A 25,623-nucleotide genomic window follows, 5' to 3' on the forward strand; every position below is an offset into this window, starting at 1 on the left:
CCACTCACGAGGCCCACTACACGCCGCCGCCCCTTGTTGTTGTCTTCGACCTCTTGGGAGGCCTCGTCATGCCCGGATTCGGTTGCATCGACCGGAGAACCGCCTTGCGTTCAGGTGCGGCGGCGGCCGCCACGGTCGCGCTCACGACCACTCTCGCGACCCCTTCGTCGGCACTCCCCGCGTCGGGCACGGCATCCATCGTGACCGGCTATCGCGAGCTGCAGACCGGGATCAACCGGCCGTCGGAGGAGCGGACCGCCGCGCTGGCGAACCTGAATAGGGTCGCGAAGGCCTACCACGACGGCATGACGGTCGGCGGCGGTCCACTGTGGAAGGACCTCCCGCTCGGACCGGGCAGCGAGTTCACCACGTCGATGTACGCGCGGCTGCGCGCGATCGCGGTCAACTGGGGTACCCCCGGCGGCGTGCTGGCCGGTGATCCCGCCGTGCTCGGCCGGCTCAAGGCGGCGCTGGAACTGTTGTACACCAGCGATCAGTACAGCGAGAAGACCGCCGAGATCGGCAACTGGTACACCTACGAGATCGGCATCCCGCTCTACCTGCTGCACATCCTCGCGACGGTGGCGGACGAGCTGACCCAGGACGAGGTCGCCAGGTACCTGAAGCCGGTGCTGAAGTTCTCCGGCAACCCGAACCTTCGCACGAACAACCCGAACGTCGTCGAGACCGGCGCCAACCGCGCGGACAAGTCGACGATCGCCATCGTGTCCGGGGCGATGCTGGGTGACGCCGGGCGGATCCGGCGCGGTGTCGGGGCGTTCACCGACGTCGAAGGCGGGGGAGCGGCGAGCGTCATCGCCAAACTCCACCGTGCGGCGGGCGACGGTTTCCACACCGACGGCTCGTTCATCCAGCACGATTCGGTGCCGTATCCCGGGCACTACGGGATCGTCCTGCTCACCGCGGTCGCGGCCGCCATCCACGTCACCAAGGGCACGGAGTTCGAGCTGCCCGCCGATGTCAGGGAAGCGGCGTACGCGTTGGTGTCCGACACCTTCGCCCCGTTCGTCTACGCGGGCGCGCTGATGGAGTCGGTCCGCGGCCGGTTCCTTTCCCGGCAGGGGGAATCCGCGCACGACATCGGACACCAGCTCACCGGTGCCGTCGTCCTGCTGGCGCGGTCGGCGAGCGGGAAACGCGAGGAAGAACTCGGCGGGCTCGCCGCGAAGTGGATCACCGAGGACACTTTCGCGCCCTATCTGAAAATCCCCGTTCCCGAGCGGTTCGCACCGGGACCGGATCTCGTCGGCGTTCCCGGCATCGAGTTCGCGCAGGAGCTGCTGGCGACCGGCATCCGGCCGGCCCCGACCGTCGCGACCCATCGGATCTTCGGCCAGCAGGACCGGATGGTGCACATCACCGAAGGCTGGTCGGCCTCGCTCGGCGTCGCTTCGACGCGGATCTCGCGCTACGAGTCGGTCAACGCGATGAACCTGCACGGCTGGTACACCGGCGACGGTTCGCTGTATCTGTTCGTGCCCAAGGCCAAGGGACACTTCACCGACGCCTACTGGCCGACCGTCGATCCGCTGCTGCTTCCGGGCACCACGACCAAGACCGGGCCGACGCCGACCCTGGAACAGGTGCCGCTGACCAGTAAGGCCCACTGCGGCGGCGTCCGCTGGGACGCGCGGCACGGCGCGCACGCCCTCGACTTCGTCTCGCAGGACGGCACGCTGACCGCGAAGAAGTCATGGTTCTTCACGCCGTCGGGGGTGGTCTGCCTCGGTGCCGGCATCACCGACGCGTCGGGTGAGCGGGTTCGCACCACGATCGAGAACCGCAACCTCGGGGAGAACGGCTCGGGGGTGCTGCTGGCGGACGGTCGCCTCGTCGGCGGCTCGGAGTCGTTGCGGCGCAAGCGATGGCTGCATCTGGAGAAGGTCGGCGGGTACATCCTGCTCGACGACGCGGAGGTGACCGCGCTGCGCGAGGACCGGACGGGGACCTGGCGCGACGTCGACAAGGGAGCCAACACCAAGGGCACCACGGTGCCCTACACCCGGCGTTACCAGAAACTGGTGATCGAGCACGGGACGAGACCCGCGGGCGCGAGTTATGCCTACGCCGTTTTGCCGACGGCGTCGGTGCTGGAGACGATCGCCTCGGCCTGGGCGTGGCGCGTGCGGTCCAACACCCCGACCGTGCAGGCCGTCCGGCTGTGGGACGCGACGCTGCTGGCGAACTTCTTCGCCGCGGGTTCGGTCGACGAGGTGTCGGTGACCGGTCCGGCGTCGGTGGCACTGGGTCGCGGAAAGAACGGTTGGCAGCTGGCCGTTTCCGATCCGACGCAGCGGCAGGACGTCATCCGGGTGACGGTGCGGCGCAAGACCGTCGAGGTGCCGGTGAAGGACACCTTCGGTGCGACGCAGGTGATCTCACTCGGCCGATGAGCCGCCCGCCTCGTGAGTGGTAATGACGGTTAGAACCGTCATTACCACTCACGAGGCTTTAGGACACGAGCTGTCCTATATGGCTCCTACGGTCATCTCATGACCGACATCGAGCAGTTCCGCATCGACATCCCCCAGTCCGATCTGGACGACCTCACCGACCGCCTCGCCCGTACCCGCTGGCCGTCGGCGCTGCCCGGTGCCGAATGGAGCCGAGGCGTCCCGGTCGCCTACCTCAAGGATCTGGCCGAGTACTGGCGGGACGGCTACGACTGGCGCGCATGGGAGAAGCGACTCAACGATTTCCCGCAGTACACCACCGAGATCGACGGCCAGCGTGTGCATTTTCTCCACGTCCGCTCGCCGGAACCGGACGCGATCCCGCTGGTCATGACGCACAGCTGGCCGAACTCGATCGCCGAGTTCCTGTCCGTCCTCGGCCCGCTCACCGACCCGCGAGCCCACGGTCTCGATCCTTCCCGGGCGTTCCACGTGGTCGCGCCGAGCTTGCCCGGTTTCGGGTTCTCGCCCTTCCCGGAACCGGCCGACGAGCGGCCGTGGGACATCGCGCGCGTGGCGCGGACCTGGGCGGAACTGATGAGCCGTCTCGGCTACGAACGCTATGGCGCACACGGGAACGACGCCGGCGCGCTGGTGACGCCGTGTCTGGCGGCGCACGCGCCCGAGCACGTCATCGGCTCGCACATCACCTCCGGACTCGGCGTGCCGATGGGCGACCCTGCCGACTTCGAAGGGCTTACGGAACAGGATCAGGCCGATCTCACGGGGCTGATGGAACGCTTCGCGGGCGGTAGCGGGTACGCACCGTACCTGACGAACAGGCCACAGACCCTGAGCTTCGGCTTCCTGGATTCGCCGGTCGCGCAGCTGGCCTACCTGGTCGAACGGTTCAAGGAGTTCGACGGCTGGCCCGACGGCGCCGGTCCCGCCGAGCCGATCGACCGTGACCTGCTGCTCACCAACGTGACGTTGTACTGGCTGACCGCGACCGGTGGCACTTCGCTGTGGCCGTACTACGAAGGCGCGGCCGCGATGCCGATGGACCAGACCGTGGTCCCGACCGGCGTCTCGCACGGCGGCCCGGCCGCGTTGCGCAAGATCGCCTCGCGCAAGAACGACATCGTGCGCTGGGCCGACCACGAGAGTCCCAGCCACATGGTCGCGATGGCCGTCCCGGAAGACGTGGTGACCGAGATCCGCGCATTCTTCGGAGAACTTCGGCGGTGATGTCGAGCGGTGGTCGTCGGCTCCGACCCATGGGCGAAGATAGCGGCGCGAGATCCCAGCAGGAGGAACCGATGACCACCACATTCGAGACCGTGACCTCGGCCGACGGCACCCTGATCGCCTTCGAGCGGACCGGGGAAGGCACGCCGGTGATCCTGGTCGGCGGCGCTTTCAACGACCGGACGACCGTCGCCGGACTGGCCACGACGCTGGCCGCGGACTTCACCGCGATCGCCTACGACCGGCGTGGCCGGGGCGACAGTGGCGCGGGCGCGGTCTATTCGGTGGAACGCGAGGTCGAGGACCTCGCCGCGGTGATCGACCGCGTGGGCGGTTCGGCGGCGGTCTTCGGGCACTCGTCGGGAGCGGTGCTGGCGCTGGAAGCGGCCGCCCGCGGCGTCTCTATGACCAGCCTCGCGGTGTACGAGCCGCCGTACATCGTCGACGACAGCCGTCCGAAGCCCGCGTCCGACCTCTTCGACCGCGTCCGGGCGCTGATCGCCGACGGCGATCGCGACGACGCGGCGGAGCTGTTCCTGGTCGAAGCGACGGCCACCCCGGCCGAGGTCGTCAAAGGCATGCGGGAGGACGCGTTCTGGGCGTGGTTCGCCGGACTCGCCCACACCTTGCCCTACGACCTCGCGCTGTGCGGTCCCGGCAACGTCCTTCCCGCCGGCAGGCTCGCCAAGATCACCGCACCCACGCTGGTCATGGACGGCGGCGAAAGCGACGCGTGGATGCGCGCCGCCGCTCGTGCCGTCGCCGAGACCGTCCCCGGTGCCCGGCACGCCACCGTCGAAGGCCAGGACCACGGCGTCCTCCAGCAGCCGGACGCCCTGCGCGGCCTGCTCACCGAATTCCTCCGGTGACGACCAGCAGCGGTTCGGGCAGGCCCATCGCGCCGTAGTGGCCGCGCGCCGCCCGGAGCTCGGCGTCGGCCTCCTCGCCGAGCGCGGCGCGGGCCTGTCCGATCCCGGCCAGTGCGCGGGCCTCCTGCAGCCGGTAGCCGATCCGCTTCGCCGTTTCGAGCGCGAGGCGGTGCCGCGCCAGGCTCGCCGTCGCTTCGCCGCGTGCGAGACAGGCGGTACCCAGGCTGTTGGCCGCCATGGTCAGCAGCAGCGGATGGTTGAGCCGGGCGAGGATGCCGCACGCGCGTTCGGCGTGCTCGCGCGCTTCGCCCGGCCGATGGGCGAGCAGAAGGGCGTCGGCGTGGTCGATTAGGCTCCACGCCTCGCCGAACAGGTAACCGAGTCCCCGTGCCGAGCCGATCGAGCGTTCGGTGACCTCGAACGCTTCCTCGAACCGGCCGAGCCGGGCGAGGACCAGACCGAGCTGCGCCGAACTGAGGACCGTGTTCCGGGGATCCTCGCGTAGTTTTACCGACCGCCGGGCGGAGACCAGTGCCTCGTCCAGCAGACCGAGGGTTTCCTGCACGTTGCTGAGGTTGCTCCAGAGCGTGGCGGTGGTTTCGCGGTCGGCGGTCCCTTCCGCCGCGGCGAGGCCGTCGCGATAGAACCGGATCGCCTCGGGGTAGCGGCCGAGCATGCCGTGCAACGCGCCCGCTCTGGAGAGAGCGGTCGCCTCGGCGGCGCGGTCACCGGACGTGCGGACGACGTCCAGCCGCTCCAGCGCGCAGCGCATCCCCTCCGCGAGCCGCCCGTTCTCCCACAAGGCCAAGGTGAGGCTCGCCAGGCTCCGCTGGATCGGGTGCGGGTCGCCGATCCGGCGGGCGGCGGCGACGCCGGTTCGCGCCACGGCGAGCAGTTCGTCGAGATGCCCGCTCTCCCGGAGGTGTTCCGCGGTGTTCTCGGCGATCCGCCAGGCATGGTCATCGTGACCGGCCTCGAAGGCGTGGCGGGTCACCGCGACCAGGTTGGCCCGTTCCGCCGCGTACCAGCCGTCGCCGCCGCCGTCGCGGTAGTGATCGAGCAGTCTGCTCAACGCCGGAACCGATTCCTCGTCGTGCGCGGCGTTGCGGGCGTGCTCGGCGATGAGGTCGTGGAACGAGTACCGGCCCAGTGAAGGCTGCCTGAGCAGGTGGGCGTCGAGCAGGTCTTCCAGCAGCCGCTCGGCTTCGGACTCGCTGACCCCGGCGAGCGCGGCGGCCGCGGGTACGCCGATGTCGGTACCCGGGTTCCTTCCCAGCAGCCGGAACATACGCTGCCGTCCGGCCTCCAGTTCCTGATAGGACAGGGCGAACGCGGCGGCGACGTCGCGTCCGGCGATCTTCAGCTCGGCCAGCCTGTCGTGTTCGGACCCCAGTCGTTCGGCGAGGGTTTCCACGGTCCACTGTGGACGATTTTGTAGCCGGGCCGCCGCGATCCGGATCGCCAGCGGCAGGTTCCCGCACAGCGCGGCCACTCCCGAGTCCGGCCGTCCCGACGCCGCGGTGAACAGGGCGCTCGCTTGTTCGTCGGACAGGACGTCGAGACTGATCGACGCGGCGCCGTCGATGGCGGCCAGCCGCCGCCTGCCGGTGACCACGAGGGCGACCGTGGCCGAACCGGGCAGGAGCGGCCGCAACTGTTCGGCGCTCGCGGCGTTGTCGAGCACCACGAGCAGCGACCGGCCGACCGTCCTGGTCCGCCATAGTTCGGCTCGCCGGTCCACTCCGCCGGGGAGCCTGCTCGCGGGGACGTCCAGTTGCCCGAGCAGGGCTTCGAGCGCGGCCTCGGGCGGAAGTGGTTCCCGTCCGGGGGAATGGCCGTGGAGGTCCACGAACAGCTGTCCGTCGGGGAAATCGGCGGCGAGCCGGTGCGCGACGTGGACAGCGAGCGAGGTCTTGCCGACGCCCGCCATCCCGTCGAGCACCACGGGGCGGCCGAGTCGGACGGCGTCGGAAAGGCGGCGGATCTCGGCTGCGCGGCCGGTGAAATCCGGGACGTCGTAAGGAAGGAAGCAGCGGGCCTTGCCGTACTCCGGTTCGTCGCGGAGGATCCGCTCGTAGCGTTCGCGCAATTTCGGTCCGGGGTCGATCCCGAGTTCGTCCACCAGCCGCGTCTGGGTCCGCCGGTAGACGTTCAGCGCGTCGGCCTGTCTGCCCTGCTGGTGGAGCGCGCGCATGAGCAGTCCGGCGAACGCCTCCCTGAACGGGTGCTCGGCGACCAGCGCGGTCAGTTCCGCGACACGGTCCTCACCGGCGGAGATCTCTTCGTCGAAACAACGTTCCACAACGGACAGACGGCGTTCGTCAAGCTCATCGGCTTCACCGCGCAAAACTGCACTGTCCACACCGGACAGTGCAGGCCCGCGCCAGCACGCGAGCGCCTCGCGGAACTGGCCGCGTGCCACATGCTTCTCGAACGAGCGCAGATCGAAAGAAGGCGGGCGCAGGACGAAGCCGGGCCCTTCGGCGGTCAGGACTTCGTCGGCGCCCGCGGCGACGAGTGTGCGCTTCAGCGCGGTGGTGAGGTTGCGGATCTGCCGGATGGCCGTGGCGGGCGGGTCCTCGTCCCAGACGACGTCCACCAGCCGGGAAACCGAGACGACGCGATCGGCGCCGAGCAGCAGCGCGGCCAGGATCCGCTCCTGCCGTGGACCCGCCAGCTTCAGCGGCCGCGCGCCCGTCCGGCACTGCACCGGCCCCAGTACCCGAAACTCCATCACACCCCCTCCCGCGAGGTTAACCGGCCACGCGCTCGCACCGATGCGGAAGTGATGCAGCTGTGATGCGCCGTCCGGCGAACCTGCTGGTGGACGAAGTATCGGACGTGATGAGGAGAACCCTATGCGCAAGCGGTATTACGCGGCGTTGGCCGGGCTGGTCGTGGTGGCGGCGGGGATCGGCGTGCCCGCCGCGGCGACCGCGGGCGAGCAGCGGGCCGAGAGCGAGCGGCAGGCCTGCCAGCGTTCGTTCGACCGCGCCGTCTGGGAGGACATGGACAGCTTCAACAAGCGTGACGAGGCCCGCTACCGGGCGATCATCCACCAGAACATGGTGACCGTCGGGCGCAAGGGGCAGCTGATCATCGGCTATCAGGACAACGTGGAGCCGGTGGTCGATGTGCAGTTCAAACTGCCGTACGAGTGGAGCATGCCGTGGACGGTCACGCACACCGTCGTCGAGGACTGCAAGATGGGCTTCGCGCTCCTTGACGCCTACTACAAGGCGCCGTCACAGAACATCGACCGGCACTACACGATCAGCCTGACGCTGGTGCGCGAACACGGTAAGTGGCAGGTCATCAAGGACACCGTGACCGACGTCCTGCCCTGAGCGGCTCGTGAGTGGTGATGACGGTTAGAACCGCCATTACCACTCACGAGGCTGGTCCCTACGGCTTCCGGCCGACCCCCGCATACGGGAGCGAGTTGATCCCCGGGTCGTCGGACATGTCACCGGCGCCCTGCGGGTTCCACATCGCGCACCCGACGACACCGGGCTCGACGACTTCGAAACCCTCGAAGAACGACAGCACCTGGTCGTGTGTGCGGGGGATGGGGTCGTTCTGCGTGCTCCGGTACGCCTCGATGGCTTCGTCGAGACCGCTCGAGTCCGCGTCGGCGGCGACGTGCGAGATGGCGAGGAAGCTGCCAGGGGCGATGCGTTCGCGATAGCGGGCGAGGATCGCGTGGGGGTCCCAGGAGTCCGGTACGAAATGCAGCAGCAGCAACATGAACACGCCGACCGGCTGGTCGAGGTCCAGCAGTTCCTTCGCTTCGGGCGCGTCGAGGATGTCGTTGACGTCACGCAGGTCGGCTTGGATGGCGGCACAACGGTCGTTGTCGCGCAGCAGCAGTCTGGCGTGCGCCACGGCGACCGATTCACGGTCGACGTAGACCACCCGGCAGTCCGGGTCGACCTGCTGGACGATCTCGTGCAGGTTGCCGACGGTCGGGATGCCGGAGCCGATGTCGAGGAACTGCCGCACGCCCGCTTCCACCATGTGCAGCGCGGCGCGGCGCAGGAAGGCGCGGTTGAGCCGGGCCGCGTCGCGGATCCCCGGCATGATCCGCAGAATCTGTTCGCCGAGGTCGCGGTCGGCCTGGAAGTTGTGGTCGCCGTCGAGCCAGTAATCGTAGACCCTGGCGGGATTCGGCACGGTCGTGTCGACCTCGGGGGGCACCCAGTTCGGGTTCGCAGTCACCGTCGTCGCCGCCGTTTCCGTGGGAATCCATTGGGGCACAGGATTCTAGCGGGCCCGGGGGAGCGGGCCGCCATCGTCCGATCGTGTGGTCATGCGGCGGTGGAACCCCGTCCGCCGTCCGGCGGTCCTAAGGTGACCGGGTTCAGCGTCCAGGCACCGGGAGACGAACACGATGGCACCACCTCCGGACGTCGCCGTCGCACCGGGCCGCCGTCCGCTGCTGGGGCATACCGTCGCGATGCTCCGTGACCCGCTGAAACTGCTGTCGTCACTGGGATCGCACGGCGACGTCGTCCGGCTCGACTTCGGCCCGATGCCCGTTTACCTGGTCACCACACCGGAACTGGCCTGGCGGCTGCTGGCCGTCGACGCGGGGAAGTTCGACAAAGGCCTTGTGTTCGACAAAATGCGACCATTGTTCGGTGACGGGCTCGCCACTTCCAATGGCGCGTTCAACCAGCGGCAACGGCGGATGATGCTGCCCGCCTTCCAGCGAAGCCGTATCGAACTCTACGCCGAGACGACGATGACGAAGCTGGCTGTAGAGCTTGCCGATTCGTGGAAACCGGGCGAGGTGGTGGAATTCGACCGGCGGATGCAGGACCTCGCGCTGACCATCTCCGGACGCACGCTGTTCTCCGCCGAACTCGGCGACGAGGCACTCGCCGAAATCCGGCGGTCGATCCCGATCATGCTGAAGTACGTCATGGTCAGGGCCTTTTCCCCGAAGTTCGTGGAGCGGCTGCCGATTCCGGCGAACCGCGAGTTCGACGCCGCGGCCGCGCGGCTGCGACGGGTCATCGGCGAGGCCGTCCTCGACGCGCGCGTGAAGGGCGGCGATCAGGGTGACCTGCTGTCGATGTTGTTGCTGGCCAAGGACGACGAGACCGGCGAGCGGATGACCGACCGTCAGGTGGAGGACGAGGTCATCACCATCCTCACCACCGGCGCCGAGACCACCGCCGTCGCGCTGGCCTGGTTCTTCCACGAGATCGGGGCGCGGCCGGACATCGAAAGCCGTTTCCACGCCGAGGTCGACGAGGTCCTGGCGGGCGGGCCCGCGCGTTTCGAGCAGCTACCGCGATTGGTCTACACCCAGCGGATCATCAACGAGGTCGTCCGCCGGACCCCGCCGGTGATCCTGATGCGGCGCGCACGCGAGGACGTCGAACTCGGTGGGGTGCGGCTTCCCGCCGGTACCGAGGTCGCCGTCAGCCAGCACACCCTGCACCGCGATCCGCGCTGGTTCCCGGAACCCGACCGGTTCGACCCGGATCGCTGGGAACCGGAACGGGCCGCGGCGGTGCCGAAGGGCGCGTTCATCCCGTTCGGCGCCGGCGCCCGGCTGTGTCCCGGCCACCAGTTCGCGCCCACGGAGATCGCCTTGGTCGCGGCGACGATCGGCGCGCGGTGGCGCTTGGTGCCGCTGCCAGGGGTGAAGGTCTTCCCCAAGATCAAAGCGACCATGCAGCCGAATCGGCTGCCGATGATAGTGGTGGCCAGAGGATCAGGCTGACGGTGAGCGTTCGATTACCAGGTGTAGAGTTCATGCTCCTTCCGAGCATTCCGATTCCGGAGAGGATTCTGTGAGAATGCCGCTCAAACTGGCCACCGCGGTGGCCGCCTGCTGCGTGCTCCTCGGGGGTTTCCTGGTCGCCTCCCCGGCCCCGGCCGTCGAAATCCCGGCTGTGGGAATTCGTTGTACGGAGGTGGATCTGCCGGTCACCGGCCCGCTCGGCGAACCGGCGACGGTGCACGGCCGGTTCTGCCTGCCGGAGGGTCCGGCGCCCGATGCGGTCCAGCTCCTGGTGCACGGCGGCACCTACAACAGCGCCTACTGGGACCTGCCCTACGACCCGGATCGCTACTCGTACCAGCGCGACATGGCCAAGCACGGCTACGCGACCTTCGCCGCGGATCAGCTCGGTTCGGGCCGGAGCAGCAAACCGCTCAGCCTTCCGCTCCTCCTACCGGTGCTGGCGCGGTCGATGCACGAGGTGGTCGGGCATCTGCGCGCCGGCCGGGTCGGTGGGACGCCGTTCGGAAAGGTCGTGATCGTCGGGCATTCGGTCGGTTCGGGCATCGTCGCGGCCGAGGCGTCGACGTATCAGGACGTCGACGGCGTCATCCTCACCGGCATCACGCATCTGCCGTCGGTACCCGCCTTGACCTTCGGTGTGCTTTTCGGCCTGCAGCCCGCGTTCGTGGACGACCGGCTCGGTTCACTCGGCAGCGATCCGCTCTATTTCGCGACGAAACCGGGAGCGCGTGCCGGACTGTTCTACGCGACGGAAAATGCCGACCCGCGCGTCATCGAGGCGGATGAAGCGACCAAGGACCAGGTTTCGGTTCCGGGAATGGGAACGGTCGCCGTGTTCGGCATCGTACTGCCGACGACGAAGGCGATCAGGGTGCCGGTTTTCCAGGTTGTCGGGGAGAAGGACATCCTGTTCTGCGGTTTGTTCGCGCTTCGGGACTGTTCGAGCGCGGAGAGGCTGCTTCCGGCGGAAGCGCCGTACTATCGGCCCGAAGCGGAGCTTTCCACGTATGTTCTGTCCGGTGCCGGACATTCGGTGGCGTTACATCGCAACGCGTCCGAGTATCGGGACGCCACACGTCTATGGTTGAGGGATAAGGTCGGTGTTGTACTACCATAGGGTTACCACCCGTTCGGGTGATCAGTAAATCGTGAGTACGACCCGAGAATCGTGGAGGATGTTCCTCCACGACGGAATGCGAAAACGACCCCAGGACCGGCAGACGTGACTGCCCCATTTCCGAACGGCGATGAGTATCTGGTATCGCCTGACGCCCCGAAGAGTACTTCGTCGTCCGCGACGCCCAAGAGGAAGAACGCCGCACCGACCCGCGCCACGCTGGCCAGGAAGTGGGCCTATCTGGTCACCGGTACGGCGTACCTTCCGTATACCCACGCCCAGATCGAAGAGCATTTCGCCGCCCTGCTGGACGACGTGTTCGCGGCAGTGCTGAGTGACGAGGCCGAGCCCCCGCAGGCGACCGAAGCCGGCGCGCGGCTCGTCGCGCTTAGATGCGTCGGTCCGGACAGCCTGCGCCGCACGATGGAGGTCCTCGGCAAGGGGCTCTTGCACGAACCGGAATTGCAGGGCGTGAGGCCGCTACCCGAAAGGGTGCTGCAGGTGCTCGGAGCGCTCGCCTCCGGCTACGGAGAGGCCCTGCGAGAAAACATCCAGACCCAGCAGGAGGATCTGAGCCGCACGCTGGTCACCCTCGAACGCGAGACCAGACGCGAGCTGGTGCTCTCGCAGGCCCGCTTCGAGCAGCTGTTCACCGGCTCGGCGACCGGGGTCGCCATCACCAGGGTGGACGGTCGCGTCCAGCGGGTGAACCCCGCGTTCGCCGAAATGCTGAACCGGCCCGTCGCGGACCTGATCGGACTCAACCTCTACGAACTCGTCCATCCGGAAGACGCCGACGGCCTGCGCGAGGGGTACCGGAAGCTGCTCGAAGGCGAGCGCCAGCGACTCGAACTGTCACGAAGACTCGTCGCCGACGACGAGGAAGCGACGTGGGCGAGGTTCACCGGCGCCGTGATCCGCGATCCGGCAGGCGAAGCCCGGCAGTTGATCACCCTGATCGACGGCGACACCGACGTCTCCCTGCTCCAACGGCAGCTGAGCCGCCAGGCTCTGCACGATCCGCTGACCGGCCTGCCGAATCGGCAGTTCTTCGGCACCCGCCTGGAACGGGCGCTACGGCATGCCGACCCGGCCTTCGGCGTCACGGTCTACCACCTCGATCTCGACGGGTTCTCCCTGATCGCGGGCGGGCTCGGCCAGAAACAGAGCGACGAGCTGCTGAAGAACGTCGCCGCGAAACTACGAGCCGTCGTGGGCGGCGAGGACGCGCTGGTCGCCAGGATCGGCGGAGACGAGTTCGGCATCCTCATCCAGAACACCGCCGCCAGCCCGGACGTCGCCACCGTCATCGGCATGATCAACCAGGAACTCTCCGAACCGGTCTACCTCGAAGGCGGGAGCGGGGTGGCGGTTTCGGCGTGTGTCGGGGTCGTGCACCGGCCGCCGCGGGACATCGCGCCGACCGAGCTGTTGCGCGTCTCCGGCATGACACTGCGCCGGGCGCAGGCCAACGGCTACCGGCAGTGGGCGCTGTCCGACTCCGTGCTCGACACCAGGGAGCGGCACGAGTTCGGCCTGGCCGTCTCCATGGCGGGCGCTTGGGAGACCGGCGAGATCGAAGTCGGCTTCCGGCCGCTGACCTGGCTGGCGGACAGTACTCCCGCGGGCATCGAGGCGAGATTGGCGTGGAACCACCCCCGCCACGGCCGGATCGGCCACGACACCTGCGTCCGCTTCGCCAACGAGACCGGCCTCATCGTGCCGCTCGGCGAATGGTTCATTCGCACCGCTTGCGAGGAGGCGGACGACAGGCTGCCGATGGTGGTGGGACTGACACCGCACCAGGCCGCGGACCCGGACCTCTTCGGGTCGATACGAGGCATGCTCACCGCGACCGGCCTCGGACCGTCTCGGCTGCGGCTGGGCTTTCCCGCCGGTGCCGTGCTCGGCGACCTCGGGGAGACCGTCGAAAACCTGCATCTCCTCGCCGAGATCGGCGTGGACGCCGAACTGCAGGACTTCGGCGCCGCCGGTGACGTCATCTGCCTCGTGGACGTGCCCGTGCGGACGGTCCGGATCGCTCCGCAGCTGGCCGAACGGCGCACGGATCCGCTGGCCGAACGCTCGCTGCGGAGCCTCATCGAGACCGCGACCATGGCGGGCGCGACGGTGGTCGCGGACGGGATCGACTCGACCGGCGACGCCGGATGGTGGCAGGCCGCCGGTGCCCATATCGGGGCAGGCAGGTACTTCGGTTAAGTCGCGGGCCCAGGGCGGCGGTGCTGGGGCTCGTGAGTGGTACTTACCGGTGGCCTGTGGTCTTGTCGGCGTGAAGTACGTGATGGTCCCCTTGCTTGCGCCTGGCGCAAGGAAGGGGACCTTCATGTACTGGGGAAGGGGTTCCCGGGAACAACGTGAGCGGGACCACCATCGGACGACTTCCCCCCGAGCGGAAAGGAACTCAGTGCCGCCGGACCCGAGCGATCCCCGCGCGCTGGACATCGGCGCGTACTCGGATTCCATCACCGATGTCGAACTCCGCGCCGCGGTCGCGGACGTCACCGCGTTGCTTTCGTTGCACGGCAACGTGATCCGCGATCTCGACGCCAGGAGATCACGATGGCGGCCCGGACGGCGATCCCCGCATCCGGACATCGTCCTGTCCGCGGCCGGGCGCCGTCCACAGTGGACGAGATCCGCGAATCCCGAGGTGACCCTGCCGGTCGCCACGACGACTCGCGGCCGCACACAGTAGCGAGAGCCTCAGTGCCCATTCGCCAACTCTCACCCGACGAACCGGCCGCTTTTTGTCACGATGCGACGGAAGGGTGCTTTCCGGTGCTGAGCGCGGCTGACAACCGGCGCAGCGTGTCGCGGGCCTGTCGCAGGTTCTCGACGCTGACACCGCTGTCATCGAGCATGCCGAGGCGCCGTGACGCGCTCGTATCCCACAGCCGTTCCAGCAGCCGTGAACCCTCGGGTGTGATGACGTACAGGGGTGAGCGGCGATGCGCGGGATTCGGCTCCGTCCGCAGTTGGCCGGCTTCGGTGAGGTCGTCCACGACCCGCTGGACGGCCTGACGGACTTGGCCGAGCCGTCGCGCGATGGCGGGAACGGTGGCCGGTTCCTCCGACACCACGCTCAGCGCGTGCCAGCGGGCCACCGTCGTGCCCTGTTCCGCCGCTTCCCGCTCGCTGATCCGGCGGCTCAAGCCCGCCAGTTCGTAGACGTCGGCGATCAGCAGCCGGTAGTCGCGCACCAGATCGGTCATGGTTGACAGCATACTGTCAAAATGGTGATCCTGGCCGCATGGACGTTACCGAGCGGATCGCCGCTGTCTTCACCGCCACCGGGCCACGCCCCGAACTCGCCGCCCGGCTCGGCGTGTTCGAGCCGCTGATCGGCAGCTGGGACCTGGTGGTGCACAACTACGGCGAGGACGGGAGTGTCCGGACCGTCGACGGGGAATGGCATTTCGGCTGGGCGCTGGACGGCCGCGCGGTGACCGACGTGTGGATCAGCCCGGCACGGGTGAGCCGAGGCGACGGCGTGGACGGCGAATGGGGGATGAGCCTGCGCTTCTACGACGAGAAGATCGACGCGTTCCGGTCGACCTGGCTCGGCCCGCGCAACGGCTGGGTGATCCCTTTCCTCGGGAAGCGGACCGAGGACGGTTTCGAGATCGAGTCCGACACCGACGGTGTCCGGCGCCGGTGGATCTTTTCGGAGCTCACCGCCGGGAGTTTCTCCTGGCGGGCGGAAGAAACGCTGCCGGACGAGGACCCCTTCGTCCGGCAGCGTTTCGAGGCGACGCGCGCGATCAGTGGTTGATCTTGAACCAGGGCTGCGACCAGCCGAGATAGGTGTAGCCCCACGTGCTCTTGATCTCCGAGATCGTGGTCTCGGTGAAGCTGCCGGGGCCGTGGATGTCGTTCGACAGGAACTTGCCGCCGCCGATGGAGAACATCGCGTGCCCGGTGCCGCCGTTGCTGAAGAAGGCGAGCCCGCCCGCGGGGACCTGGGTGTCACCGGGGTGCTTGAACGAACCGGGGATCTGAGTCCAGTGGACGTAGGCCGTTTCCGAGCCGCTCGCATTCCAGCCGTAGGCCCACGCGTTGATCCGGTCGCACCAGCGGTAGTAGTCCGGGTCGTTGTGGGTGTGCACGTGCGCCTTCGCCCAGGCGATGGCTTCGGCGCAGGTCCGCGGGTTGCCGGTGCCCGCGGTGGAACAGGAGAGGGTGCTGCCGGCGCAGTCCGGGGCGACCCGGCCGTCCGAACCGGTGTAGACGTAAGCGTCGCTGATGTAGCCGCCCTTGGACGGCACGTAGTCCCAGATGTCGGTGGTGCCGTACTTGCCGGTCACTGTCGAGCCGTTCGTCTGGCAGTCGATCGTGACGGCGGTGCCGCTCGCGATCGTGCCGACCGAACTCGCCCCGGTGTTCGGGCTCGACCGGACGGTCACCGCGACGCCGGAGTCGGTGTTGACGGTGCCCGTCGCCGCCAGTGCCTCGCCCGCGCCGCCGAGCATGACCGCTCCGGCGATCGCGAGCACGCCCATGGCGCCTCTGGCGATCCTCGATCGGATCTTCATCTTCGTCCTCCAGTGGTTTCCCCAGATGTGTTCCCAGGATGGAGGACGCGCGTACAAGCGGCGTACAAGTGTTCGATGGTCCGAAGTGGACGGTTCTATACCGGGACGAGCTCCGGTGCGGCGACCTGCTCGATGTCCCGGACATCGGCCGCGTAACGGGCGTTCCGCTCGGTGAGCAGCACGCGCAACCGCGCGAGCGCCCGGAACTGGGCCGCGCGGACGGCACCGGCGCTCGGCAGGCCGAGCCGCTCCGCCGTCTCCTCGGCCGAAAGACCGAACACGAACCGGAGGGCCAGCACCTGCCGGTGCGGCATCGGCAGTCTGGCCAGCAGGAGCCCGGCCTGCATCCGGTGCTCAAGCCGTTCGATCTCGTCGGGGTCGCGGCGGGCCCACTGGGTCATCCCGTCGCCGATCTCGGGGACCGAGGCGACCGGTTCACGGGAGCGGCGCCGGTAGAGGTCGGCCACCTTGTGCCCGGCGATCCCGAGGGCGAACGCGAGGAACCGGTCCGGGCGATACCGGTAGCGGGGCAGGGCGATCAGGACCGCCTGCAATACTTCCTGCGCGCAGTCCTGCGCGTCGCAAGCACCCGTTCCGGCGTTCCCGAGCCTTCTGGCGCAGTAACGGAACACGTGCGGGGAAAGGAAACCGACCAGTTCCCGGACCGCGTCCGGATCACCGGCGACGGCCGCGCGCACCAGCCTGCTGTCCGGGTTCGGCAGCCGTCCCGCCGTCGCGGCGGCACGGGAGTCCGCGGGTACCGTCGATGGCGCTACCTCGTCCAAGTCTGCACTCCAGGTTCGGGGAAACTCGCCGAAAAGGGGTGCGCCCGTCATCGGGGGCCGGGACTTCGTGCGCGGTGATCCAGCTTGCCGTGCCGCCCAAGGGATGTCCACCGGTTCGAAGAGAAGTCATCCGAACCGCGCAATGTCTACTGTGGACGATGCGGATGCGAGCCGTCGAGGCAGGACAGGACCGGGGGATAGGCGGTGGTGTCGGCGCTGAGGAGATCCGACGTCCAGACGAGGCAGTGCGCGAGTACCCGGATCCGCTGGGCGAGATCGGCGTTCTCGCAGGCTTCGCCGATCTGATCGGCGCAGGTGTCGGTGTCGTCGCGGACGCTGGCGGCGATGGCGCGGGCGATCGCCGCCACCCTCGGGTCGAGTTTGTCCGGCCGGACCGTCACCCCCGCCGGGTCGCGCAGCCGCAGGGTGAACGGTTCACGGATCCGCAGCGAACGTCGGCGATCCTTGGCGGCCAAGGAGAACGTGTCGACCAGCCGTCCGACGACGTCGTCGAGAGCAGGTCCTCGCCGGGTGGATGAGGCGGTGGACACCAGCGCGGTGGCGAGCCGGTCGGCCTCGCCCGATCTGGTGAGTGAAAGGAGATCGCGGGCGATGGTGTGCGCCCGTCTGGGACTGGGTTTCATGTCGGGCCCCTCGTCGGTGGTGCGAAGAACCGATACCCCGCAGGGGCAGGGCTAAACACGAACGTACGTCGGATTGGGGCGGGTGGGGGTGCGGATTGGGCCGTTCGGCTCAGATCGGGCGTCGGTTCCGTAACGGGTCGTGAGTGGCGATTCGGGTTCTAACCCGAATCGCCACTCACGACCACCTGTACCGACGACGAACGCCGGCTAGCGCGTCAGCAGGTCCCGCATCGCCTTCACCACCTCCGACGGCGATTCCTCGGCCATGAAATGGCCCGATGTGACCGTCCGGTGGTCCAGGTCGGTCGCCCACGCCTCCCAGAGCGCGACGGCGTCATAGCCGAGTGCGGCGCCCCAGTCCTGCTGGAGCACAGTGAGCGGCATCGTGAGCCGGTTGCCCGCTTCCCGGTCCGCCGTGTCGTGGGCGACGTCGATGCCCGCCGACGCGCGGTAGTCGGCGACGATCGAGGTCACGGCGTCGCGTGACGCCTCCAGGTAGGCGGCCCGGACGTCGGCGGGGATCGCGTCGCCGCGCTGCGTCCACGCGTCGAGGAAGTGCCCGAAGAACGCGTCGGGCGCGGCGCCGATCAGGGTTTCCGGCAGGCCGGGCGGTTGCGCCATCAGGTAGAGGTGGAAGCCGACGGCGGCGCTGGTGCCGTGCAGCACGTCCCACATGTCCAGCGTCGGCAGCACGTCGAGGATCGCGAGGTGACTCACCTTGTCCGCGTGGTCGAGTCCGGCCCGCAGGGCCACCAGCGCGCCCCGATCGTGTCCGGCGAGCGCGAACCGGCCGTGGCCGAACGCTTTCGCGACGGCGACGACGTCGGCCGCCATCGTGCGCTTGGAGTAGGTCTCGCCGGTGTCGGCCGGTTTGTCGCTCTCGCCGTATCCCCGCAGGTCAGGGCATAGAACCAGGTGGTCCGCCGCCAGTTCCGCGGCCACATGGCGCCACATGAGGTGGGTCTCGGGGAAGCCGTGCAGCAGCACGATCGGGTCGCCGCTCCCGGCGACGGCGACGTTGAGTGCCACGCCGTCCGCCACGGGGACGCGCTGGTAGTCGAATCCGGTGATGCGCATGAGAACCTTCCTGGTCGTTCGCTGTCAGGCCAGCGTCCCCGGGGCGAATCAGCACCCGGTCAGCGCCGAACGAGCGCTCCGGGCACGATGATCACCGTCGGTGAGGGAGGTGAGGATGCGGTTCGGAGTGCTCGGTCCGCTCGTGGCCGCCGACGAGCGCGGCGAGGTCGGGCTCAAGGGGCCGCGGCACCGGGCGGTGCTGGCGCGGCTGTTGATCGCCCGCGGCCGCGTCGTGCCGGTGGAACGCCTGGTCGACGACCTTTGGGAGCGCCCGCCCGAAGGAGCGGTCGGCGCCGTCCAGACCTTCGTCGGAGCCCTGCGCCGCGCGCTGGAGCCGGATCGCGCGCCGCGTAAACCCGCGAGACTGCTCGTCACGGTCGCCCGCGGTTACGCGCTGCGTGTGGAATCGGTCGACGCCTGGGAGTTCGAGGCCGCCGTGACCGCCGCCCGCGAGCAGATCGACGTCCGCCGCCCGGACGCCGCACTGTCGGAAGTGGACAGGGCGCTCGCGTTGTGGCGCGGGCCCGCCTATGCCGAGTTCGCCGAGGAGGGCTGGGCACGCGGCGAGATCTCCCGCCTTACCGAACTCCGGCTGCAGGCAAGGGAATTGCGTGCCGAAGCCCTTCTGGCGCTGGGGAGGGCGGCCGAGGTCATTCCCGATCTGGAAGCGCAGGTACGCGAACATCCGTTGCGGGAGAACGGTTCCCGGCTGCTGGCATTGGCGCTCTACCGGTCCGGACGGCAAGGCGACGCGCTGGCGACGTTGAGAACGGCGCGCGAAGTACTCGCCGACGAACTCGGTATCGATCCTGGTGCCGGCCTGCGTGACCTGGAGGCCGACATCCTGGCGCAGGCACCCCGGCTGGAGCCGTCCGTGCCGAAGCCGGTCGAACGGCCGCTGATCGGACGGCACGCGGAACTGGCCAGGCTGGAGGAAGCCGCGACACGGTCCCGGCTGGTGCTGATCTCAGGTGACGCCGGGGTGGGGAAGACCGCGTTGACCGAGGCTTTTTCCGCCCGCCTCGCCGCGCGGGGCTGGACCACCGCGTGGGGGAGCAATCCCGACGACGAGGGCCTGCCACCCGCCTGGGCATGGACCCGGATCCTCGCCACGCTCGCCGACGCCGGATACGGTGCCGCGCCGACCGCGGACCAGGGTGCCGAGGATCCCGTGTCCGCGCGCTGGCGCCGGCATCGGGCGGTCGCCTCCTATCTGGCCGGTGCCGCGCCACTCCTGCTGGTGTTCGACGATTTGCACTGGGCGGGCGAAGAAACGTTGGCCTTGTTGACGTCGGTGCTCGTCGAGCCCGGCGGTGGACCCTCGCTGATCGTCGCGACCTATCGTGGGACCGACCTGCCCGCCCCGCTGGCGAATTTCCTCGGCCGGGCCGCTCGCACCGAGCCGACCCGGATCTACCTCGGTGGTCTGCCCGAGACCGAGATCGCGGACCTCGTCCGCGCCACGACCGGCGAGGAGGTCGACCACGAGACCGCCAGGGTGATCCACCGGCGCACCGGCGGAAACGCCTTCTTCGTGCGGGAACTCGCCCGCCTGCTGGCCGCCGAGGGCCCGGCCGCGCTAAACGCGGTACCGCCGGGAGTCCGCGACGTCGTCCGGCACCGGGTCCAGACCCTGCCGGAAGCCGTGCGGAACGTGGTGCGCCGCGCCGCGGTGATCGGCACGGACGTCGACCTGGACGTGCTCGAAACCCTGACGGGGGAAACCGCGCTCGACGCGGTCGAAAGCGCGGCGCAGCGCGGTTTCCTGACCGAGAGGGCGCCGCATCGGTTCCGCTTCGCGCACGCTCTCGTTCGGGACACGCTCTATCACGACCTCTCTCGTTCGCGGCGGGCCCGCGAGCACGGCGAGATCGCAGAGGCGCTGGAAAGCCTGCGCCCGGAAGACGTCGACGCCTTGGCGCACCATTTCGTGCTGTCCGGAAAGCACGCCGATCGCGCCGCGCACTACGCGCGGGCCGCCGCCGAACGGGCGGAAAGTCGTTTCGCCTCGACGGAAGCGGCCAAGCTGTGGGACGCCGCGCTCACCGCGTACGACCGGTCCGGCGCCTCTGACCCGGAGACGCGGCTGGAGCTCATCATGGGCAAGGCCCGTGCGTCGGCCGTGTCCGGCGGGCTCGGTCAGGCCCGGCGGTATCGGGCCGAAGCGCTGGAACTGGCGGGAAAACTTGACGATCCGCTCCTGACCGCGCGGGTGGTCGGTGCCTTCGACGTCCCCGCGATCTGGACCGAAAACGACGACCCGGGACTGGCCTCCCGGATCACGGACGCCGTCGAACGGACCCTCGTCGCGTTACCCGCCGACCGGGAGGCCGAGCGTTGCCGTCTGCTGGCGACGCTCGCCGTCGAGCTGCGGAACGCGGGCGGGCGACGGGCTCGTGCGGCGGCCGAAGAAGCCGAAGCGCTCGCACGACGCCTCGGCGACCCAGCGCTGCTGGCCTTCGCGCTCAACGCCCGGTTCCTGCAATCCTTCGACCGGGCCGGGCTCGCGCCGCGGCGGGCCGAGATCGGCGAGGAGCTGGTCGAACTCGCCGCACGGCACCGGCTGGTGACGTTCGAGGTGCTCGGACATCTCGTGCTCATGCAGGCGAAAAGCGCGCTCGCGGAGTTCGCCGCCGCGGACCGGCATGCCGCGTCGGCGGACGAACTCGGGGAGAAGTACGGCACTCCGCTCGTCGGCGTGTTCACCCGGTGGTATCGCGCGATGCGGACCGCGATGACCGGTCCCGGCGGGGAAGCCGCCTATCGTGCCGCGGCGGCCGGGCTCGCCGGGACGTCCATGTCCGGAGTGGACAACGGGATCCTCGCCTTCGCGCTGTTGTGCGACCGGCTCCAGCGAGGGTTGCCCCGTGAAGCGCGCGAAGAGAGTTACGGCGCTTACGAAAACTGGTGCCGTCCGGTGCTCCCGATCCCGGACTCACCCCGCGACCTGCTCTACGAAGCCCGCACCTGTCTGCACGCCGTCGTCGCGCTCGAACTCGGCGACCGGACGGCGATGGAGCGGCTGTACGCCGAACTCCTGCCCGCCGCCGGAGAGATCGCCGGGGCCGGGAGCGGGATGCTCACCCTCCGGCCGGTCGCGCACTACCTCGGCGAGCTGGCCACCGCCCTCGACCTGCGAGAAGCGGCCACCGCGCATTACCGGCAGGCACACGTCATCGCGGTGAAGGCGGGCTCGCCGCATTGGGCGGCCGCGGCACGCCAGGGGTCATGAGCGGGGCATCGCGTTCGCCTGGTCCGTGAAGGCCTCTTTGCCTACCCTGAAAGGTAGGGAAGGAGGCCTTCACTACCGGCCGCTGTGAGGACGGGGTAACCCCCGCCCACGTCGCGACGGTCTCTCTCCATCCTGGTGCCAGCGAGGAGCGCCTACGCGGCAGAAGCTCGACAACCCCACGTTCGCCTTACCCTCGATAGCTCACTTCTCGCGCATCGCGCGGCGGATCTCGGCCAGCTTGTCCTTGGCTGCCTTGTCGCGGTCGGCGATCTTCTTGTCCAGGGAGGCGACGTCCTCCTTGCCGCCGAGGCCGGCGAGTTCGGTCGAGCCCAACGAGGTGGTGTACCGCTGCTCGATCCGGTCGCGCACGTGGTCGAACGACGGCACCCCGGACTCGCTGTAATCCGGCTCCGGGACCTCCACCGGGGCCGCAGAAGCCTCCTCGACGATCTCGGCGTCGATCACTTCCGGCGTCTTGTCCGGGTCTTTCTCACTCATCGTCCACTCCGTCCTTCGTGCCAGGGCACGGCTTCGGTCATCAACCCGAGCATGCCCGAGACCAGGCGCATCTGGTCGACCGTGCGGATGTCGGCTTCGACCAGTCGCGGCGAACAGACCACGATCGCGAGCGCCTGCGCCCGCGAAAGTGCCACGTTCAGCCGGTTGCGGGACAGCAGGAAGTCCAGGCCGCGCGGCAGATCGACCGCCGCCGACGAGGTCATCGTGGTGATCACCACCGGCGCCTCCTGCCCCTGGAACCGGTCGACGGTGCCCACCCGCACGCCGGGGAATCCCGCCTGGTCGAGGGCGCGGGCCACGACCCGGGCCTGCAGGTTGTACGGCGCCACGACCAGGATGTCCTCGTCACCGAGCGGCCGGGGCTCGCCGTGGTCGGTCCAGGCCCGCCCGTGGAGATCCGCCACGATGGCGGTGACGGCTTCGGCTTCTTCGACCGAACGCGTCGTGTTGCCGTGGTGGTCGACTTCGGCGAGGTACAGCCCGGCCTCGACGCCGTCGATCGCCCGTTCGGCCGCCGACGGATGTGAGTGCAGGCGGCCCGCGTAGGACAGCCGCGACACCGGCGCGCAGACGGCCGGATGCATCCGGCGGGTCTCGTCGAGGAAGTAGCCGAGTTCGGCCGGGATGATGTCGGCCTCGCCGATCAGATGCCCGAGCGCGGACGCCTCGGCGCCGGCGGGATGCGTGCCCTGCACGACCTGCGGCAACTGCTGCGGATCGCCCAGCAGCAGGAGGTTCTTGGCGCACATCGACACCGCGAGCGCGTCGGCGAGGGCGAACTGGCCCGCCTCGTCGATGATCAGCAGGTCGAACGGCTCTTCACGGATCGCGGCGTTCGCGAACGTCCACGCGGTCCCGCCGACCAGATGGCCGGTGTCGTGCTCCTCGCGCCATTTCACCAGCGCGGGATTCGTCTTCGGCTGCTCCCACGGCGCCGCCGGATCCGGAGTCCGCTTGGCGCGCTTGGCGCACGGCAGGTCCGGCGCGTTCTTCAGCGCGGCGGACAGCACGTTCTCCACGGCTTTGTGGCTGGTCGAGGTGACGGCGATCGTCTTGCCCGCGCGCACCAGCTTCGCGATCAGCCTGCCTGCCAGGTACGTCTTGCCCGCGCCTGGCGGCCCCTGGACGGCGAGCGTCGAGCCGTCGAGTGCTTCGACGGCGTCGATCACCGTGCTCACCAGGTCCGTCCCGGGCTCGGGGAGGCTTCGGTCGTCACGCAGCCGCGGCGGCGTGCGCCGGAGCAGGTCGACACCGGGGTGAGCGGGTAGCGTCGGAAGCGCGTCGACGACGAGCCGGGCGAGGTCCGCGACCGCGTCGTCCTTGGGGGAGGGCCGCACCGGACTTCCCGGCAGTACCGCGACCGGCCGGTCCGCGGTGGTCTCGTCGGGCGCGCAGCTCTCTTCGAGGGTCAGCTCTACAGCGGTGGCCGAGACGACCTTGGCGTCCCGTGCGGCGGCCCCGTAGCGCAGGCGGACGTCGTCACCGGGGGCGAAGGGATGCGGCCGATCCGGGTCGCAGCGAAGCGTCAGCGAACGTTTGGCCTTGCGGACCCGGCCCGAAGGCGGCACCCATTCCCCGGCCTCCATGGCCACCGGGACGGTGCAGGCGTTGTCGGTTTCCAGATCGCCCAGCGGTGCCGCCAGTTGGCGGAAGTACTCCCACCACGCCGGATTCGTCTCGCGGCGGTGATAACCGACGGACGCGGCGAGCAACGCGCGGGCGCGGTCCTCCGCGGTGAACTCGGCCGGATCGTCGGGCAAACCGTCCAGCAGCGGATCGACCAGCGCGGCCAGCTGGGCAGCGCGTTCGGCGCGTTTCCGGGCGGCGACGTCCTCTTCGGTCTCCCGGAGCAAAGCGTCCACATCGGACTCTTCCGGCGGCTCGGCGAGCGGGATCCCTTCTTCCGCGCGGATCTTGTGGAGGAATTCGAACAGCCGCAGCGTGGAGACGCAGTCGTATTCGTTGTAGTCGCTGATCCCGCGCAAGATCTCGTCCGCTTGACCGGTCTCGCCGGAGGCGGTGAGCGACAGGTAGTCCTCGTAGGCCTCGATACTCGAAACCGCCGTCTTCACGTCGCCGTCGCGAGCTTCCGGCATGTAGAGCGGTTCGAGGTACTTGATCGAGTACGACCGCTGCGAGACCCGGAGTGCCTTGCGCACCACGGAGTACAGATCGACGAGCCCGCCGCTGCGGAGCAGATGGTCGACGGCGTCCTCGCGGGTCCCATGCACGGCCGCGAGCCGTTTGATCGCGGTGACCTCATACGGGGCGTAGTGGTAGACGTGCGATCCGGGATGCTCCGCGAGCCTTGCGGTGGCGAAGTCGATGAACTCTTCGAAAGCGCGTTTCTCCTGTGCCCGGCTGTGTGCCCAGAACGGAGTGAACTTCGTGTCCTCGTCGGCGGTCACCGCGCCGAAGAGGTATTCGAGTCCCTCGCCTGCCAGGGCGTACGGGTCGCCCTCCATGTCGAAGAAGACATCGCCGGGCGCGGGTGGCGGCAGTTCCGCCAGCGCGTCCGGATCGATGATCTCGTAGGCGATCTCGCCGGTGGCGTCCTGACGCACCTGGATCGCGGCCTGGGCGCGCAGCGTGGTGAACGACGTCACCGAGATGTCGCGCGGCCGGTCCTCCGGCGTGGCGGCCGCGAGCGCGTCGATGGTGCCGAGGCCCGCCGCGACGAGTTTGCGCCGCTGGTCGCCGCGCATCCCCGCGACCAGCGACAGATCGCGATCGGCCTCGCGGGCGCTCGCGCAGTGCGCGGAGTACGAGCAGCCGCCGCAAGCGGGCCGCTCGTCGGCCCAAAGCTGGACCGGCAGGGTGGGCGGCCGGTTCTCCAGCCGGGCGCGGAGCCGATCCACCAGCGGGAGGAAGTCGTCGACGCGGAGCGAGCGGGCGCTGTGGTCGCCGAGCAGCAGGTGCATTCGCGGACCGCTGGGCCAGCCCGCCCGGCGCAGGGCGTCGGCGTACGCGGTCAACTGCACCACGGCCGCGGGCTTCGCGTGCCTGGCGAGCTTCGTGTCGTAGACCTCGTAGCGGCCTTCGTCGTCCCGCATCAGGAAGTCGGCGCGGCCGGAGAACTCGCCGTCGTGGAAGACTGCCTGGTAGATCACCGGGGCACCGGCCCGCAGCGCTTCTTCGGTGGCCTTCGCGGCGACGACCGGGTCGCGTTCGTCGATCTCGACGACGGCACTCCGCTCGCCGCGCAGCTTGTCCAGCGTCGCGGCCTCGTGCGCTCGCCCGTGGGTGACCGCCAGCCGATCCGGCCCGGAACCCGGCCGGGGCGCTCCCGGGAGACCGGCGGCCAGCGCCTGGTTCAGGACGCTGCGGTGCTCGCATTCGAGCAGGTCGGCGAGATCGGACGGGGTGTACATCGCCCGGGAGTCTCGCACGGACTCCCGGATGGACGG

At 69.3% G+C, this 25,623-nt stretch carries 19 protein-coding genes; 10 read left to right on the top strand and 9 right to left on the bottom strand.

Annotated elements, in window-relative coordinates; all coding sequences use genetic code 11:
• Positions 1-68: 68 nt before the first annotated feature.
• The 3 genes from ACZ54P_RS28920 (at position 69) to ACZ54P_RS28930 (ending at position 4,531) form a co-directional block, all read left to right on the top strand.
• Positions 69-2,414 (top strand): polysaccharide lyase 8 family protein, encoded by a 2,346-nt coding sequence (locus tag ACZ54P_RS28920; RefSeq protein WP_465464727.1) that lies wholly within the window; start codon positions 69-71, stop codon positions 2,412-2,414.
• A 99-nt stretch (positions 2,415-2,513) separates the two neighbouring features.
• The gene (locus tag ACZ54P_RS28925) at positions 2,514-3,662 is read left to right on the top strand and encodes an epoxide hydrolase family protein (RefSeq protein ID WP_465464728.1); all 1,149 of its coding nucleotides are present in this window, start codon (positions 2,514-2,516) and stop codon (positions 3,660-3,662) included.
• A 71-nt stretch (positions 3,663-3,733) separates the two neighbouring features.
• Positions 3,734-4,531, top strand: coding sequence for an alpha/beta fold hydrolase (locus ACZ54P_RS28930; protein ID WP_465464729.1), 798 nt, complete (start codon positions 3,734-3,736; stop codon positions 4,529-4,531).
• Here ACZ54P_RS28930 and ACZ54P_RS28935 read toward each other — a convergent pair.
• Positions 4,512-7,265: an AfsR/SARP family transcriptional regulator gene (locus ACZ54P_RS28935; protein WP_465464730.1), complete on the bottom strand. Its 2,754-nt coding sequence runs from the start codon at positions 7,263-7,265 to the stop codon at positions 4,512-4,514. The genes ACZ54P_RS28930 and ACZ54P_RS28935 overlap by 20 nt on opposite strands.
• Before the next feature lie 124 nt (positions 7,266-7,389).
• On the opposite strand from ACZ54P_RS28935, the gene ACZ54P_RS28940 reads away from it, so the two are divergent.
• Positions 7,390-7,878, top strand: a complete 489-nt coding sequence (locus tag ACZ54P_RS28940; RefSeq protein WP_465464731.1) for a hypothetical protein — start codon at positions 7,390-7,392, stop codon at positions 7,876-7,878.
• 58 nt (positions 7,879-7,936) lie between these two features.
• Here the strand turns inward: ACZ54P_RS28940 and ACZ54P_RS28945 are convergent, their stop codons facing one another.
• Entirely contained in the window at positions 7,937-8,749 is an 813-nt protein-coding gene (locus ACZ54P_RS28945) for an SAM-dependent methyltransferase (protein ID WP_465464732.1), read from the bottom strand.
• A gap of 172 nt (positions 8,750-8,921) precedes the next feature.
• Here ACZ54P_RS28945 and ACZ54P_RS28950 point away from each other — a divergent pair, with 172 nt between their 5' ends.
• The 4 genes from ACZ54P_RS28950 (at position 8,922) to ACZ54P_RS28965 (ending at position 14,122) form a co-directional block, all read left to right on the top strand.
• Positions 8,922-10,265, top strand: coding sequence for a cytochrome P450 (locus ACZ54P_RS28950; RefSeq protein ID WP_465464733.1), 1,344 nt, complete (start codon positions 8,922-8,924; stop codon positions 10,263-10,265).
• Positions 10,266-10,341: 76 nt separating this feature from the next.
• Entirely contained in the window at positions 10,342-11,406 is a 1,065-nt protein-coding gene (locus ACZ54P_RS28955) for an alpha/beta hydrolase (protein ID WP_465464734.1), read from the top strand.
• A 105-nt stretch (positions 11,407-11,511) separates the two neighbouring features.
• Positions 11,512-13,626, top strand: a complete 2,115-nt coding sequence (locus ACZ54P_RS28960; protein WP_465464735.1) for an EAL domain-containing protein — start codon at positions 11,512-11,514, stop codon at positions 13,624-13,626.
• A 205-nt stretch (positions 13,627-13,831) separates the two neighbouring features.
• A complete protein-coding gene (locus ACZ54P_RS28965; RefSeq protein WP_465464736.1) occupies positions 13,832-14,122 on the top strand; it encodes a hypothetical protein in 291 nt (96 codons plus the stop codon).
• Positions 14,123-14,177: 55 nt separating this feature from the next.
• Here ACZ54P_RS28965 and ACZ54P_RS28970 read toward each other — a convergent pair whose 3' ends face one another.
• A complete protein-coding gene (locus ACZ54P_RS28970; RefSeq protein ID WP_465464737.1) occupies positions 14,178-14,639 on the bottom strand; it encodes a MarR family winged helix-turn-helix transcriptional regulator in 462 nt (153 codons plus the stop codon).
• Positions 14,640-14,677: 38 nt separating this feature from the next.
• Here ACZ54P_RS28970 and ACZ54P_RS28975 point away from each other — a divergent pair, with 38 nt between their 5' ends.
• Positions 14,678-15,199, top strand: a complete 522-nt coding sequence (locus tag ACZ54P_RS28975) for a hypothetical protein (RefSeq protein WP_465464738.1) — start codon at positions 14,678-14,680, stop codon at positions 15,197-15,199.
• On the opposite strand, the gene ACZ54P_RS28980 is transcribed toward ACZ54P_RS28975, so the two are convergent.
• The 4 genes from ACZ54P_RS28980 to ACZ54P_RS28995 form a co-directional block, all read right to left on the bottom strand.
• Positions 15,189-15,959 carry a hypothetical protein gene (locus tag ACZ54P_RS28980; RefSeq protein ID WP_465464739.1) on the bottom strand — a complete coding sequence of 257 codons (771 nt, stop codon included), beginning with the start codon at positions 15,957-15,959 and terminating at the stop codon, positions 15,189-15,191. The genes ACZ54P_RS28975 and ACZ54P_RS28980 overlap by 11 nt on opposite strands.
• Positions 15,960-16,054: 95 nt before the next feature.
• Complete coding sequence (locus ACZ54P_RS28985) at positions 16,055-16,744, bottom strand: sigma-70 family RNA polymerase sigma factor (protein ID WP_465464740.1); 690 nt, start codon at positions 16,742-16,744, stop codon at positions 16,055-16,057.
• Between the two features lie 146 nt (positions 16,745-16,890).
• Complete coding sequence (locus ACZ54P_RS28990) at positions 16,891-17,388, bottom strand: hypothetical protein (protein ID WP_465464741.1); 498 nt, start codon at positions 17,386-17,388, stop codon at positions 16,891-16,893.
• A gap of 207 nt (positions 17,389-17,595) precedes the next feature.
• Entirely contained in the window at positions 17,596-18,465 is an 870-nt protein-coding gene (locus tag ACZ54P_RS28995) for an alpha/beta fold hydrolase (RefSeq protein WP_465464742.1), read from the bottom strand.
• 115 nt (positions 18,466-18,580) lie between these two features.
• Here ACZ54P_RS28995 and ACZ54P_RS29000 point away from each other — a divergent pair, with 115 nt between their 5' ends.
• On the top strand, positions 18,581-21,697 hold the full coding sequence (locus ACZ54P_RS29000; RefSeq protein ID WP_465464743.1) for a BTAD domain-containing putative transcriptional regulator: 3,117 nt from the start codon (positions 18,581-18,583) through the stop codon (positions 21,695-21,697).
• Positions 21,698-21,898: 201 nt separating this feature from the next.
• Here ACZ54P_RS29000 and ACZ54P_RS29005 read toward each other — a convergent pair whose 3' ends face one another.
• The gene (locus ACZ54P_RS29005; RefSeq protein WP_465464744.1) at positions 21,899-22,195 is read right to left on the bottom strand and encodes a hypothetical protein; all 297 of its coding nucleotides are present in this window, start codon (positions 22,193-22,195) and stop codon (positions 21,899-21,901) included.
• The gene (locus tag ACZ54P_RS29010) at positions 22,192-25,587 is read right to left on the bottom strand and encodes a TM0106 family RecB-like putative nuclease (protein WP_465464745.1); all 3,396 of its coding nucleotides are present in this window, start codon (positions 25,585-25,587) and stop codon (positions 22,192-22,194) included. The genes ACZ54P_RS29005 and ACZ54P_RS29010 overlap by 4 nt, the downstream gene beginning before the upstream one ends.
• Positions 25,588-25,623 lie beyond the last annotated feature (36 nt).

The organism is Amycolatopsis sp. NPDC034160 (assembly GCF_055575355.1).

Coding starts and splice junctions, on each gene's coding strand:
- ACZ54P_RS28920 (WP_465464727.1), top strand. CDS start 69: ATGCCCGGATTCGGTTGCATCGACCGGAGAACCGCCTTGCGTTCAGGT.
- ACZ54P_RS28925 (WP_465464728.1), top strand. CDS start 2,514: ATGACCGACATCGAGCAGTTCCGCATCGACATCCCCCAGTCCGATCTG.
- ACZ54P_RS28930 (WP_465464729.1), top strand. CDS start 3,734: ATGACCACCACATTCGAGACCGTGACCTCGGCCGACGGCACCCTGATC.
- ACZ54P_RS28935 (WP_465464730.1), bottom strand. CDS start 7,265: ATGGAGTTTCGGGTACTGGGGCCGGTGCAGTGCCGGACGGGCGCGCGG.
- ACZ54P_RS28940 (WP_465464731.1), top strand. CDS start 7,390: ATGCGCAAGCGGTATTACGCGGCGTTGGCCGGGCTGGTCGTGGTGGCG.
- ACZ54P_RS28950 (WP_465464733.1), top strand. CDS start 8,922: ATGGCACCACCTCCGGACGTCGCCGTCGCACCGGGCCGCCGTCCGCTG.
- ACZ54P_RS28955 (WP_465464734.1), top strand. CDS start 10,342: ATGCCGCTCAAACTGGCCACCGCGGTGGCCGCCTGCTGCGTGCTCCTC.
- ACZ54P_RS28970 (WP_465464737.1), bottom strand. CDS start 14,639: ATGACCGATCTGGTGCGCGACTACCGGCTGCTGATCGCCGACGTCTAC.
- ACZ54P_RS28975 (WP_465464738.1), top strand. CDS start 14,678: ATGGACGTTACCGAGCGGATCGCCGCTGTCTTCACCGCCACCGGGCCA.
- ACZ54P_RS28980 (WP_465464739.1), bottom strand. CDS start 15,959: ATGAAGATCCGATCGAGGATCGCCAGAGGCGCCATGGGCGTGCTCGCG.
- ACZ54P_RS28990 (WP_465464741.1), bottom strand. CDS start 17,388: ATGAAACCCAGTCCCAGACGGGCGCACACCATCGCCCGCGATCTCCTT.
- ACZ54P_RS28995 (WP_465464742.1), bottom strand. CDS start 18,465: ATGCGCATCACCGGATTCGACTACCAGCGCGTCCCCGTGGCGGACGGC.
- ACZ54P_RS29000 (WP_465464743.1), top strand. CDS start 18,581: ATGCGGTTCGGAGTGCTCGGTCCGCTCGTGGCCGCCGACGAGCGCGGC.
- ACZ54P_RS29005 (WP_465464744.1), bottom strand. CDS start 22,195: ATGAGTGAGAAAGACCCGGACAAGACGCCGGAAGTGATCGACGCCGAG.
- ACZ54P_RS29010 (WP_465464745.1), bottom strand. CDS start 25,587: ATGTACACCCCGTCCGATCTCGCCGACCTGCTCGAATGCGAGCACCGC.